Here is a 13074-nt window from a genome sequence, read left to right as displayed (position 1 = left end):
CTCAGTCAAACAGACCTTCTACGGTTTGACGAAAAACAATCAGAGCATGGGTGTCTTGGAAGGGTTTGAGGGCTTCAATTAGATGGTCAGAACAATCGGAGGTAACCAGAGTTTTAAGCTCAATATTGGTGTTATAGCCTGCAATATCACCCATCCGTCGGCCATGGCTACCCGCGCCCTGGGCTGGCACTAGGGTATAGCCCGTAACCTGAAGTTCAGTGAGGAGATGGATGAGCCGATTTTGTAGAACGGCTTCGCCGATAATGGTAACCAGGGTTCCTTTGGTTAAAGAAGATGACATCGTTAAACTCCTCTAGGCGGGTATATTAAAGTGAAATTGGTTAAACGTTAGACCGTATTGGATCTTTATCTTTGTGATTCTCTAGAAAGAGATGACGACCCTCAACAGGTCAATCCGATACGGTGCATCGGGTGTTACCTAATGTATGATTTACGAGGGTTTCGGAAATGGGAGCCGTTGAAAGACAATGAATCCCAGATTCCTAACCTCAAGGAAAAAATGAACCGTTATGCAGGAGAGTCGTAGCGCTTAGGATCTTTTTTGGGCTTCTTCGTTCCGTCAGTATTCGCCTTGGGTTTCTTAGCTTCCTTATTACCCTTCCTTTCTTTTCCCATGATGGGTCACCTAATTGAAGGACTTGATTGCGGCGGTCTAGATACAACGGTCTAGAATGGACATTTACGTCATTAGTAAACACCGAATTGATAATTTAGAGCAGTGTCTTGCCTACCCAGCCAAGATCACAACACTATGGGATTTGACAAGTCTTACAGAAGCAATAGGGGCATTTAAGCCCAGGCAAAAGCCAAGGCGTTAAGCTGATTTAGGTATTCGCACTAGCGATTGCCATGGATGATATGATCGCTGGCCTACCTTCATTTTAGTAGGTATGGATCGGCTTTCACGGATCACGCTTATTTCTTAGGAAACAGCCTTGACCCAAACCTCCATTTCAGTGAGCTGTAGTGGCCCATACTGGGTCGCCAGCGCTACATCAGCGGCGTCTCGACCGTAGGCGATGATGATCCGATCCCCTCGGGGTTCCGGCTGGGTCGCATCAAAGGTATACCAGCGGTGGCCCACGTAGGCTTCAAACCAGGCGTGGAGATCCATGGGTTTGAGGTCGTACAGATACCCCACCACCATGCGGGCCGGAATCGTGAGGCTGCGGCAAAGAGCAATGCCGAGATGCACAAAGTCGCGACATACCCCGACTCGGGTTTTCTCGGTGTCTAGGGCTGAGGTAGAGGCATCGCTGGTGTCGTAGCGGTATTCAATGTGGGTGTGAATCCAGTGGCGGATGGCCTCGACTTGATCGTAGGCGGGTTCGATGTCGGCGGTAATGGCGTGGGCTAAATCGGCCATCAGGTCGGACTGACAGTAGCGGCTGGGTAGCAAAAACGGCAGGGTCGCATTGGGTAAGTCTTGCACAGGCACAAACCCAGCCCCAAACTGGACATCGATGTGATGGGCGACCTGGGCGGTGATGGTGCTGCGTACCCGCAGGTGTCCAGGGGGGGCCATCAGCCGCTGACAGAGGTTGCCATAGCTATCTACGTAGTCCAGGGTGGGCACCTGGGGATTAACCTGTAAGCTGGCCTGAAGAATGCGCTGGGCGGCTCCTTCCTGGGGCTGAAGCATCAATATCAAGGGTGCCGATTCCTGCGTCTCAAATAAAAGCTCGCACCCGGCATGGAGTCGCATAGATTCGCTCTTTCGGTAGTCCTTTCAGCATAGCGGAGCCCATCGCTGGATGGCCCCGCCCACGGTGGATTTCTGGGATTCAATACCGTCATTGAGCGATCCCAGGAGATATTGTCAAATCTGGTGTATGGCTAGAAGTTAGGAAGCTAGGTCTACGCCAGCCTATGGCAGGGGCCGAGGGGGCAACGCCACCCCTTGGCTTAATCCGATGAGGTCGTTTCTTACAGTTGAAGTCCGGCCCGATCTCATTTAACAGGGGTCCCATTTTTTTTGAGCGTCGGCACTATAACACTGCTTTGGGTACTTATGGGCTAGAGCAATGTAGCGAGAAACATTTGATTTATAGCATCCGACAAAAATTTGGGAATTACAGGCGATATCAACTTCTGAGATCAGTTTTCTGATCGCCATTGTTTTTGATTGTGATCCTAGTCCGTTAAATTCATCTTGTGTGTAGCCCTGCTCTTCTTTCTCGCAAAAAGTAAAGATATTTAGGCTTGGATCTATAGTCTTGAGTTCGTCAATGACCTGATAATCGTCTGTCATTACAAAAAGACTTTTGAGATGAGGAGATCGCCTACGAAGAATAGATAGGTATTCATCCAAGATTACCTGATCACCATCGATGATGAGTTCACCACTGCGTGGTGAAATATATCCCTTAATCTTGTCTCCTCGTCGAACATGTATTGCAGCATAGGGCAATTGTAAAGACTCTGGCCAATTGAGAGGCACAACGGGTTGACAGAATTGATGAGCTAAGTGACGTTTTGCAGCAAAGATACCTCCATAAAAGCCGTAGGATCTTAAGAGGAAAAATATCCGGTTACGATGGCGCTCATTGATGAAGCTACTTATATCCCAAAAACCTGTTCCTTCAACTCCTTCGATGATCCATCGCGGGTCAACAAGATTCTGGATATCCTTAGTGACCCATGGCAAATCTGATTGATATAAATCGGCCCATTTTAAATCTCCCCCTGCAAAGCTAGACTGATCGACATAAAGTCTGCGCTTGGTAATCAATCCAAAAAGAATCGCATTCAGCAGATTATTAATCTCGGAGTAAAAGCCACGACTAGTCAGGCTAAATACAAATGGATTGGAATACTTGGCATTAATTTTTAGATAAGTTGATATCTTCACGGTTTCCTCTTGGTGAAAATATGATGAGACTATTGGCCCACAGTCTACCCAGCAAAAGAATGTGATATCAGACTAGATCGCTAACAACCACTATGCCGAGGATAGTCTATTGGTTCTACAAGATAACACCCCGTTTTTCAGCTTTTAGGTTGGGGGCAGCGAAGCAGAACCCAACGCTTACCGGGGATTGAGGGCTAGATATTCTGGGCAATCATGACGCTGGATCTTGTTGAGCCTTCAAGAGTGCCTCGATAGCGACCTTGATACAGGACTCTAGAGGGACGTCCTGAGGATCCATGCCAAACATTTCCGCCATACGGTAACGAGCCATCTTGGCTGTATCCACAATGTCAATTACAGCACCGTTTAATGAGCCATTGATGCCTCCAGGACAAGCTTTAGCGTACATTTCAGCCATGTTGGCAGCACGGTTTAAGTCGATCATTTTAGTGTTCTCTTCTTCTAGCATTTCAACCTGCTCGAATATCAACACTCTCAGCTTTGCCCCAAAACTGAGCTCTTTCCAACTCAGATCACTACGGCAAGACTCAATTTGTCTCTTTTCAGTGTCTGATATATCCAATGAGTAACGGGTCATCTGGCTTGCACGTGTTTGCCACCTCAACTAAAAGAACTTGCACCGACCATAGCACAAGCAATCTAACATGAGTAAGTATTTTATTTTTCAACTCAAATTGAGTAAAAGAGGTCAGGAAACTAGATTATGTCACCATCGCTCTCGCGGAGACGCCGACCTGGGGCGTATCTACGAGTTGGGGGAGGGGGCAGGCCGTTCCTTCGGTACCGAGGGAAAGAGGTCATCAAAGCGGTGATCGGCCCAGGCTAGTCTGAGCAGCAGGAGGTGGTTAAAGCCGTCCTAGCTCCAGCGCATGCCAACGCCCTTGAATCGCTGTTGAATGAGCCATTTACAGGCACTTTCGACCATCCCTGAGCCTAAGTGAAGGCCCAGTCGTTCAAAGTGCCGATAGCGAGTGTGGTGGTGCCGCTAGAAGTAGGTCTGCACCTGACGCAGGGTGGAGAAGGCAGAGTCCGACCAACCGGGTAGGTGAATCAATTGGGTCAAGGTGCGTCTGACCCGGTGCGCCTTATTCGCGATGAGGCGGATTGGGTGGGGCATATCAATTATTTGCATTACAACCCGGTGAAGCATGGCTTGGTGGAGTGCCCCCATCAGTGGGAGTTTTCGAGTTTTCGGCGGTTTGTCAGGGATGGGTTTTATGGTGAGGATTGGGGATGCTGTTGTGGAGGGAAGGAGGCTGTGGTTGAGTTTGAGGGGGAGGGGGGGGGTGAATAGTGGGGTGGTGGGCAGTGCCCACCCTACAAACTCTGGAATCAGCCAGTGGTATATTTCTCGGTCGTGCGATGAGCGAGTCTTGTTGCGAGTGACTGATGATCGGTAAAGCTGGGAACGGTCATAGATTGCTATGTGTCCTACGCTTGAGTCCTTGCAACGTTCAAGCCGTAGTTCAAGATCCTGGGAGTTGAGATTCATGCTGGTAACACTGCTCTTGCTTTTGGCGATGACTTGTGGTGCAGCGATCGCTCTAGGCCTGGTGATTGTGGGTTTCTTGGAAGCCCCAGGGCCAGTACTCCTATTGATCTTGTGCTTCGGTCTTGTGGGATTGCAAAGACTCACAGCCCATGCGATAACACAAGAGGTCAGCGATGAGCTAGCTTCAGGTGTTCAGCCCAGTTCTACCAGCGAGGATTGTTCAGCCCAGTCAGAGTCACCGGCTAACAATAGTCCGACCTTCACCTATCGCGGCGTTAAATATAGCTCCCCATCTTCCCAAAAGCCCGATGGTGAGGAGGCAACGGTTGCAGAAGGGATTTATCGTGGAAAGCCTTGGCGACGTACCAATACTGACGCTTCTAAGCAAATGCCTGCTCCCTCCGATTTGACAGGAGAAATTAAGTACCGTGGCCACCCGGTGAAAAAGTAACGTAGTTCCAGTTGGAGTGTTTGCGGCGCGAGGCAACCTTTCAATCCAACGGGTTTAAGGAACTATACCCAAACCAGTGGTAGTGGTAGGGTGGGCAGTGCCCACCATCTCCCTAAAACTCCGTTCCCTACCCCCAATGCCCGATTATAGACTACTTGCATTACAACCCGGTGAAGCATGGCTTGGTAAAGTGCCCCCATCAGTGGGAGCTTCCGAGCTTTCGGCGGTTTGTCAGGGAGGGATTTTATGGAGAGGAGTGGGGATGCTGTTGTGGAGGGAAGGAGACAGCGGTTGAGCTTGAGGGGGAGGGGTTGGTGGTGGGTGAGTAGTGGGGTGGTGGGCAATGCCCACCTTACGGCTGGCTGAAAACGCTCTCTGATGTCTTTTCCTAAGCGTTGTCTTCACTGGAAATCAAGACTCTGTAAAAGAATCCTAAAGCCAAATGACAACAGCAAATTACATAAAATGAAAGAAACGCACCGTAGAAGATTCCGCAGAGCAATATATAAAAGCCTTCAGACAGATAGAAAAAGCTAAAAATATGCTCATAAAAAAGAAGAAAATTGGAATCGTAGCTATCGTATTGAATCAAAGCTGCAGTAAAGAAAGCAGTCATTACAGGGAGGCAGACCAAAAGCGTGAAGAAAAAGATTGAAAGCTCTATCTCTTTTCTTTTGTTTGATTCAAAAACGCGACGCCTAAATCTTCGAAACAAGAAGCGTCTGACGAAGAAATTTATTATAATTGTTGAATAAAGAATTAACATAAATACGGCTATCCAATTAAACAAGGTTAAATAACTCTCCTCAGAAGGACTTCGAAAAAGAGCAGAAAGCGATAAAAAGTCAGTGATTAAGCCTACTAAACCTGCTGCGATGCCAAACTGATCGACTTTGCTTATTTTTCTCTTCTCTCTCATAAAAATTAATTCAATGGAGATTTCCTAAGATACATGCTCCTGACTCCTCAAATACGGTTAAATTCACTGGTCGCTTCAAGTACCGTAGGGTGGGCACTGCCCACCTTCCCACCCAGCCATCACCAACCCATCGGGAACACTACCTTAGCGTATCTTCCCTGACCCCCAAATGCCCAATTATCGACGCGCCTACACTCCCGGCGGGGCAATCTTTCTCACCCTGGTCGCCTGTAACCGCAGACCCATTTTGCCGAAGCCGACAAGTTTGAGGGGGTGGGGTGGGTGGTAGGGGAATAAATGGGGTGGTGGGCAGTGCCCACCCTACGGTTTCAGTTCGCCGAGGATGCGAAAGCGCATGTGGTTGACGGCAAGGTCGCCTAGTTTCACGTCGGGGCTACCTTCGGGGCGGATCAGCTTCTCGAAGGGAATGCCCTTACCCATTTCCACATGCCACCAGGGCAGACCCATGAAAAAGCGGGTGGGGTAGGGGCCACCGTCTTGGATGTCGTCGGGGTTGGATTCCATCGGTAGCCAGCCGAAGCCGGGGATGTAGAACTCGATCCAGACGTGGTTGAAGTCGGGCTCTAGATAAATGCCCGGTTTATCGGCCTGGGCGGGGCATTTGTAGCGGCCTACGGTGCGGCAGGCGATGCCATTCAGCCGCATCAGCGCCAGCAGCAGACCCACGTATTCTCCACAGGAACCGCGCCCCCGTTCTAGCACCACATCGGGGGTTTCGATGGCGGGGGTAACGGCGTAGGAGAGCTTGTCATACACATAGTTGCGGATGCTGAGCACCTGGCGCAGCAGGTTGGTTTCTCGACCAATGCTGTCGCGGGCGGCGGCCTGGATTAGGGGGCTATCCATGGCCAGTTCGTCGTCGTCGATCAGGTAGCGGGGGCCGAATTCCGTTGGTAGGGGCGGGGCAGATTCGACCTGGCGAGGGCTGATCTGATACTTAATGCCGTAGACCTCAATGAGGGCTTTCCAGCCAAAAATGTGGCGTTCGTGGGGGTCGAGGGTGGGAAACTTGAAGCTGGCCACCCGTTCGCCGTTTTGTACATCCTCTTCGTAGGGCTGGCCGACGGATTCCACGGAACGCAGGGTTTGGCGGTCGGTGCTGGTGGGAAAGGCCATCCGCCATTCCACATTTTGCAGGGCGGCGGCGTCTTCTAGGGCGTCGATTTCCTCCACGTAGGTCATCTCTACCAAAAAGCCGTTGGTGCGACAGTAGTTTTGGGCCTTGTCCCAGCGGTAGGTGAGGGGGTGGATCAGGGTAACGTCCCGAAAGGTCAGTTCGTAGGGATCCTCACCGTTGGGGTCGTCGCGAACGTAGGGTTCTTCGTTGGTGTAGGAAACCCAGATGGTGCCCTGGTCGGGCTGGGTGTGGGGTGGCACAGCGATCCCCGTGGGCGTGGGGAAGGGGGTGAGCATTTTCACCGCCAGTTCCCCCGTGGCGCGGTCTAGACAGTAGACGGTTTGCTCGGTTTGGTCGCAGACCCAGAGGTAATCGCCCCATACTGAAATATTCTCTACGCCAATCCCCGGTGCCGGAAACTGGGTGATGCGATGGCCCGAATCGCGGTCGTATACATAGATGTAGCCCGCTTTTTTGCAGCTCACGTAGAGGGTGCTTTCCCACACGGCGACCCCATCGGCGGTGTAGGGCAGAGTGATCACGGGGACGGGGTTGATCTCATCTAGGGCGGTGACGTAAATACTGTGGCCCTTTGCAATCCAAACTCGGCCTTCCCAGTGGGCCAACCCGGTGGCCTGTTCAAACTCGGCGGCATGGCGCGGGTTGAGGATGGCGGCATCCCCAGTTTTGGGGTCAACCTTCAGCAAATAGCCGCGAAAGGGATCAACGGCCAAAAGGTCGTCCCCCCGCAGGGCCAAACCATAAACCGCCTTTACCCCAATGGGCTGGAGCAGGTGGGAGGTAAAGGCTGAGGAACGCTCAGCATCTGGGGAGGATGGGGAGGACGGAATGGGGTCAAGCATGGGGCACAGTCACACCTAGGAAAGGCCAAGCACGGGGCCAGCCATTGTATTGGTCATATCCTAGGGGACTGTGCCCGAAAAAAGTGTATTTTGCTAGGCCATGGACAAAATACACCTGATGCCCTGTCCGCACCCCGTCGCTATCTAGCCCGTCAACCCGTAGAGGCGTGGTCTCTGCACCCTTGTGCTTAATCCGCAGCAATCCAGCCAGACTCAGAGTGCATCCATTGCTCGCCTAAGAGACCCAAGGGTCAGGAGGCCAAAGGGTCAGGAGACCTGTCTCCTACTCGCCTTCCTGGCCAATCTGTTGTTCTACGGTGCTAATGGCGGCGTTGATGGCGGCGAGTCGTGTTTCTAGAGAATCGCGGAAGGCTTTCATCATCTCTAGCTTATAGCGCTGGTACTGCCGCCGAGATTCGGTACTGGGGGGCATACAAAAGGGAGGGAAAAACATGGCATCACCGCAAGAGGGACGTTTTTATTATGGCCATAAGTTTTTCAGAAGGGGAGGGTTGGAGTAAGGAGCCTATGCAACACCAGACCTGAGGGCCGATTTAGGTCTGGTTGGTTAAAAAGCCACCCCTCGCCCAGCGGAACTGGGGGAAAGAACAGTTAGAATCTTAGGGAGATTTTGGCCTAGGCTCTGTATCCGACCGTCGGGCCTGGGTTATGGTGAATGATGACGCAGCAAAGGGCGAGCGATGAATCCAGGAATTGACCTACAAGGAAGCTTTGTGCGGCTGCTGACTGAACTGGGGCTGCCCAGTGGAGCGGCTAAGGCACTCTGGCTGCCACTGCCCATGGTGGTGATTTTGGTAGGGGCCACCGTCAGCATTTTCGTGACGGTGTGGCTAGAGCGGAAGATTTCCGCCGCCGCCCAACAGCGGATTGGCCCGGAATACGTGGGGCCGCTGGGCACTCTGCAAGCCGCCGCCGACGGTATCAAGCTTTTGTTTAAAGAAGACATCACCCCCGCCAAGGCCGACCCGATTCTGTTCACCCTTGGCCCCGCCATCGTGGTGATTCCGGTCTTTTTGTCCTATCTAATCGTGCCCTTTGGCCAGAACATGGTGATCACCGACATCGGTGTCGGCATTTTCCTGTGGATTGCCCTCTCCAGCATTGCCCCCATTGGGCTGCTGATGGCGGGTTACTCCTCCAACAACAAATATTCCCTGCTGGGGGGGCTGCGGGCAGCGGCTCAATCCATTAGCTACGAAATTCCAATGGCCCTGGCGGTGCTAGCGGTGGTCTTAATGTCCAACAGCCTCAGTACCATAGATATTGTCAACCAGCAGTCGGGCTACGGCATCCTAGGCTGGAACATTTGGCGACAGCCCGCCGGATTCTTGATCTTCTGGATTGCGGCCCTGGCGGAATGTGAGCGTCTGCCCTTTGACCTCCCAGAAGCCGAGGAAGAACTGGTGGCCGGATACCAAACCGAATACACCGGGATGAAGTTCGGCCTATTCTACGTCGGCTCCTACGTTAACCTGGTGCTGTCGGCGCTGATTGTGTCCATCCTGTACCTGGGCGGCTGGGAGTTTCCGGTCTCTGTAAGCTGGATTGCCGACCTGATTGGCGTCAGCGAAACTACCCCCTGGTTCCAGGTAATCGCTGCCTCCCTGGGCATCATGATGACCCTGTTCAAAGCCTACGCCCTGGTGTTTCTGGCCATTCTGCTGCGCTGGACGGTGCCCCGGGTGCGGATTGACCAACTGCTGGACTTCGGCTGGAAGTTCCTGCTGCCCGTGTCCCTGGTGAACCTGCTGCTGACGGCGGGGCTAAAGCTGGCCTTCCCTGTGGCCTTTGGCGGCTAGGCCGGATCGGCTTCCTCAATTCATCCAACGCCCATTGCTCAAACCTGTTCAAACGCTGGAGGTTTTCCCATGCTGGGGTTTCTCAAACAAGTTGGCGATTACGCAAAGGAAAGCTTTCAGGCCGCAAAATACATTGGCCAGGGGTTGTCCGTCACCTTCGACCACATGAGCCGTCGTCCGATTACGGTGCATTACCCCTACGAAAAGCTGATTCCCTCCGAGCGTTTCCGGGGCCGGATCCACTTCGAGTTTGACAAGTGCATCGCCTGTGAAGTCTGTGTGCGGGTGTGCCCCATCAACCTACCCGTGGTGGACTGGGACTTTGACAAAACCACTAAAAAGAAAACCCTCAAGCACTACAGTATCGACTTTGGGGTCTGCATTTTCTGCGGCAACTGCGTGGAATATTGCCCCACCAACTGCCTCTCCATGACCGAAGAATACGAGATGGCCACCTACGACCGCCACGAACTCAACTACGACAACGTGGCCCTCGGTCGTCTGCCCTACAAAGTGACCCAAGACCCGATGGTGACGCCCCTGCGGGAACTGGCCTACCTGCCCAAGGGCGTGATGGAACCCCACGATCTGTCCCCCAACTCGCGGCGGGCAGGCAAGCTGCCCCAGGAAATCCTGGAGGAATCTGCTGGAGCAGAGCCAAAAGCCTAGGTGCCCTGGCCTTGCGTATGATTGAATAGCGGGGAGGCTGAGGCCAACCCAATCGGTGTTTTCTAGGAGTACAAGACCTGTGACATTAGCAGAAGGGGTTCAACTGGTTGCCTTTGGCATCCTGGTGTTGATGGTGTTGGGTAGCGCCCTTGGGGTGGTGCTGCTAGAAAATATTGTGTATTCGGCCTTCCTGCTGGGGGGGGTGTTCATCAGCATGGCGGGGATGTACATCCTGCTGAATGCGGGCTTTGTGGCAGCGGCTCAAATTCTGGTCTACGTCGGCGCGGTCAACGTGTTGATCCTGTTCGGGATCATGCTGGTGAACAAGCGCCAGCCCTTTGCCCCCGTCAGCCAAGCCTGGATTGGCAAGGTGGCTACTGGGTGCGTTTGCGCTGGATTGTTTGCCCTGCTGACCGCCTCGGTGCTGAATACGCCCTGGGCCATTTCCAGCGAAACCCCGATTGGCGAACAGGCCATCGTCGAAATCGGCAAGCACTTTTTTACCGACTACCTGCTGCCCTTTGAACTGGCTTCCGTGCTGCTGCTGATGGCGCTGATTGGCGCAATCGTCCTGGCCCGCCGCGAGTTCATCCCCGATACTGAACCGGGCGAACCCGAAACCGAAGCCCTGCAACTGCCCGAACGCCCCCGCGAACTGGTGTCCTCGGCCCCCGTGGGGGATGGGGATCGTTAGCATCCCTGCGGTTGGATGATGGGCGGTGCCCATCCTACGGATACCCAAACTTTCTCGACTTCGGACTGTTGTGATTCTTCTTTTCCGTTGAGCTATGCAACTTGAGTATTTTCTCCTCACCGCTGCGGCCCTGTTTTGTATTGGGGTCTATGGCCTCGTCACCAGCCGTAACGTGATCCGCGTTTTGATGTCTATCGAACTGATGCTGAACGCGGTCAACCTCAACCTGATGGCTTTTTCCAACTATTTGGATCCCGTCGGCATCAATGGTCAAGTCTTTGCGGTGTTTGTGATCAGCATCGCCGCCGCCGAAGCCGCCGTGGGCTTGGCCATTGTGCTGTCCATCTACCGCAACCGCGACACCGTAGACATGGAGCAGTTTAATCTCCTGAAGTGGTAAACCACCGACTGAAGTAGTAGACCACAGCCCCCAGGGTTCTTAAAGGAGCCTGGGGGCTGATCGTTAAGCTACCGTTGAAACCCTAGCGAGGGGCTCTTGTCCATTCGGTGTGGAAGGAGCCCTCTTTGGCGGTGCGCTGGTAGGTGTGGGCACCGACAAAAAGGGGTAGATCCCAAGGGCTAAGCTTTGGGGTTGGTGCTGCCAATGCCCAAAAGGCCAATCAGGGTCAGGGTTCCCATTTGCCAGGTGTTCATTGCTCCCTCCAGGATGCGCCCTTGGGCCTCGGTGGGGTGGGGTTGGTTGGCCAAATGGAGGGCCGTACCGCCAGAGCCAAGGGTAAGCAGTAGCACGGTGGCAAAAATGAGGTTCAAGGGGGGAACGGGTTTGGTTGGTTTCATGGTGAACTCCGTTTGTTTTCGATGAGTTCATATTCTTTCTTCTGGCGCAAAAGTTCAGTCCCCACAAGGGTTTCGGACGGTATGAGTTGGGTATGACTTGGGGATGAGTTGCGCTACCCTTGGAGAAATCCTTGGTTTTGAAAGACAACGGCATGGCAGAAAGATCGCTCACCGCAACCCAAGCAGGCATTCAGCAGATCAACCGAGCGTTGACTGACCGGGGCTGGAGTCGCGAGAATCTGGCCGATCAATGTGGCTGTAGCCGTCAACCTGCGATTAACTTTGCTTCCGGTAAGTCTGTCAGCAAAAAGCTATTTGTCAGTTTTTGCAACGCCCTAAAACTGGACTGGGAAACGGTTGCAGGGCTAAAAGCCAACGTTGTTATAGAACCCAGTCCCGACGCTACTCCCGACATCGCCAAATTAGTGCAAACCATTCGCGCCCAGGTGCATGCCGATATCAAAACCCGGTGCGGCAAGATGCGGGTGTTGGATATGGAGCAACCCATTAGCCTGGGGGATATCTATACCAGGGTCAACATCCTCAAAAAGCTCTCAAAAAATCAGCAACCACCAAAGGATGAGTGGTTAAAGCATGATCCCGAAAAATTTGACCGTTTTTTGTTGGGCCAGGTACATCAGAAAGGAGTTCCCGGACTGCAAGCGGTGGAAGAGCATCGCCAACTGATGATTTTAGGCAAACCGGGAGCAGGCAAAACTACCTTTATGCAACGGCTGGCGGTTTTGTGCAACGAGGGAGAATTTCAGCCCCAGCGGGTGCCTGTGTTTGTAACGCTGAGAGAATACGCTGAGGCCAAAGGTAAACCTGAACTGCAAACCTACATCCAAAACCAATGGGAAACCTGCGGGATCAAAGAAACCGACGTTCTAGAAGCTATTTTAGAGACTGGCCAAGCTTTGATTTTGCTAGATGGCCTAGATGAGGTAAAAGAAAGTGATCATGATCGAGTACTGAAAGACATCAAAACCTTTACTCAGATCCAGAAGTTCCGAGGGTGCCAGTGCGTAATGACTTGCCGCGTTGATGCACTGGAATATATGTTTGATTCGTTCACATATGTAGAAATCGCTGATTTTGATAAAGATCAGATCGCTGATTTTGCCAACAAATGGTTTACGTTCAGACAAGATCCGAGAAAGACAAAGATTTTTATCGACAAGTTAAATCATAAGGATAATGAACCGCTGTGCAAGTTAGCCGTAACGCCCATAAGCTGTTAGTCATCTAAACTGCGTATAATACATTAAAATTCTGGAATAAGCCATGGGAGTCAGAAACTATCTAACGTCAGAGGAAAAGCAAGAGCTTCAGAAGCA

At 52.3% G+C, this 13074-nt stretch carries 13 protein-coding genes and 1 pseudogene; 5 read left to right on the top strand and 9 right to left on the bottom strand.

Annotated elements, in window-relative coordinates:
* Position 1 precedes the first annotated feature (1 nt).
* The 8 genes and pseudogenes from H6G62_RS09670 to H6G62_RS09635 form a co-directional block, all read right to left on the bottom strand.
* Positions 2 to 301, bottom strand: coding sequence for a hypothetical protein (locus tag H6G62_RS09670; RefSeq protein WP_190494506.1), 300 nt, complete (start codon positions 299 to 301; stop codon positions 2 to 4).
* A 642-nt stretch (positions 302 to 943) separates the two neighbouring features.
* Positions 944 to 1726 (bottom strand): transglutaminase family protein, encoded by a 783-nt coding sequence (locus tag H6G62_RS09665; RefSeq protein ID WP_190494504.1) that lies wholly within the window; start codon positions 1724 to 1726, stop codon positions 944 to 946.
* Positions 1727 to 1975: 249 nt separating this feature from the next.
* Entirely contained in the window at positions 1976 to 2872 is an 897-nt protein-coding gene (locus H6G62_RS09660; RefSeq protein ID WP_190494502.1) for a hypothetical protein, read from the bottom strand.
* Between the two features lie 211 nt (positions 2873 to 3083).
* Positions 3084 to 3470, bottom strand: a complete 387-nt coding sequence (locus H6G62_RS09655; protein ID WP_190494501.1) for a hypothetical protein — start codon at positions 3468 to 3470, stop codon at positions 3084 to 3086.
* 168 nt (positions 3471 to 3638) lie between these two features.
* A pseudogene (locus H6G62_RS27780) lies at positions 3639 to 3911 on the bottom strand (ISKra4 family transposase); the annotation flags it as partial.
* 1313 nt (positions 3912 to 5224) lie between these two features.
* Positions 5225 to 5755, bottom strand: coding sequence for a hypothetical protein (locus H6G62_RS09645; protein WP_190494498.1), 531 nt, complete (start codon positions 5753 to 5755; stop codon positions 5225 to 5227).
* A 321-nt stretch (positions 5756 to 6076) separates the two neighbouring features.
* Positions 6077 to 7756, bottom strand: a complete 1680-nt coding sequence (locus H6G62_RS09640) for a transglutaminase domain-containing protein (protein WP_190494496.1) — start codon at positions 7754 to 7756, stop codon at positions 6077 to 6079.
* 283 nt (positions 7757 to 8039) lie between these two features.
* Complete coding sequence (locus tag H6G62_RS09635; protein WP_190494494.1) at positions 8040 to 8210, bottom strand: hypothetical protein; 171 nt, start codon at positions 8208 to 8210, stop codon at positions 8040 to 8042.
* Between the two features lie 247 nt (positions 8211 to 8457).
* On the opposite strand from H6G62_RS09635, the gene nuoH reads away from it, so the two are divergent.
* The 4 genes from nuoH to nuoK all read left to right on the top strand — a co-directional run bounded on the left by nuoH (position 8458) and on the right by nuoK (position 11339).
* On the top strand, positions 8458 to 9576 hold the full coding sequence (nuoH, locus tag H6G62_RS09630) for an NADH-quinone oxidoreductase subunit NuoH (protein ID WP_190494492.1): 1119 nt from the start codon (positions 8458 to 8460) through the stop codon (positions 9574 to 9576).
* A 72-nt stretch (positions 9577 to 9648) separates the two neighbouring features.
* Positions 9649 to 10245 carry an NAD(P)H-quinone oxidoreductase subunit I gene (gene ndhI, locus H6G62_RS09625; protein WP_190494587.1) on the top strand — a complete coding sequence of 199 codons (597 nt, stop codon included), beginning with the start codon at positions 9649 to 9651 and terminating at the stop codon, positions 10243 to 10245.
* Positions 10246 to 10324: 79 nt separating this feature from the next.
* Positions 10325 to 10939: an NADH-quinone oxidoreductase subunit J gene (locus H6G62_RS09620; protein WP_190494490.1), complete on the top strand. Its 615-nt coding sequence runs from the start codon at positions 10325 to 10327 to the stop codon at positions 10937 to 10939.
* 94 nt (positions 10940 to 11033) lie between these two features.
* On the top strand, positions 11034 to 11339 hold the full coding sequence (gene nuoK, locus H6G62_RS09615; RefSeq protein ID WP_190494488.1) for an NADH-quinone oxidoreductase subunit NuoK: 306 nt from the start codon (positions 11034 to 11036) through the stop codon (positions 11337 to 11339).
* 179 nt (positions 11340 to 11518) lie between these two features.
* Here nuoK and H6G62_RS09610 read toward each other — a convergent pair whose 3' ends face one another.
* On the bottom strand, positions 11519 to 11737 hold the full coding sequence (locus H6G62_RS09610; protein ID WP_190494485.1) for a hypothetical protein: 219 nt from the start codon (positions 11735 to 11737) through the stop codon (positions 11519 to 11521).
* A gap of 131 nt (positions 11738 to 11868) precedes the next feature.
* Here H6G62_RS09610 and H6G62_RS09605 point away from each other — a divergent pair, with 131 nt between their 5' ends.
* Positions 11869 to 12978: an NACHT domain-containing protein gene (locus H6G62_RS09605; protein WP_199324874.1), complete on the top strand. Its 1110-nt coding sequence runs from the start codon at positions 11869 to 11871 to the stop codon at positions 12976 to 12978.
* Positions 12979 to 13074 lie beyond the last annotated feature (96 nt).

It is taken from the genome of Phormidium sp. FACHB-1136, assembly GCF_014697375.1.
Classification (GTDB): Bacteria; Cyanobacteriota; Cyanobacteriia; order Phormidesmidales; family Phormidesmidaceae; genus Nodosilinea.
This window is presented reverse-complemented; position numbering and strand designations above follow the sequence as displayed.

Coding starts and splice junctions, on each gene's coding strand:
- H6G62_RS09640 (WP_190494496.1), bottom strand. CDS start 7,756: ATGCTTGACCCCATTCCGTCCTCCCCATCCTCCCCAGATGCTGAGCGT.
- H6G62_RS09665 (WP_190494504.1), bottom strand. CDS start 1,726: ATGCGACTCCATGCCGGGTGCGAGCTTTTATTTGAGACGCAGGAATCG.
- H6G62_RS09645 (WP_190494498.1), bottom strand. CDS start 5,755: ATGAGAGAGAAGAGAAAAATAAGCAAAGTCGATCAGTTTGGCATCGCA.
- nuoK (WP_190494488.1), top strand. CDS start 11,034: ATGCAACTTGAGTATTTTCTCCTCACCGCTGCGGCCCTGTTTTGTATT.
- H6G62_RS09635 (WP_190494494.1), bottom strand. CDS start 8,210: ATGTTTTTCCCTCCCTTTTGTATGCCCCCCAGTACCGAATCTCGGCGG.
- H6G62_RS09670 (WP_190494506.1), bottom strand. CDS start 301: ATGTCATCTTCTTTAACCAAAGGAACCCTGGTTACCATTATCGGCGAA.
- H6G62_RS09610 (WP_190494485.1), bottom strand. CDS start 11,737: ATGAAACCAACCAAACCCGTTCCCCCCTTGAACCTCATTTTTGCCACC.
- nuoH (WP_190494492.1), top strand. CDS start 8,458: ATGAATCCAGGAATTGACCTACAAGGAAGCTTTGTGCGGCTGCTGACT.
- H6G62_RS09655 (WP_190494501.1), bottom strand. CDS start 3,470: ATGACCCGTTACTCATTGGATATATCAGACACTGAAAAGAGACAAATT.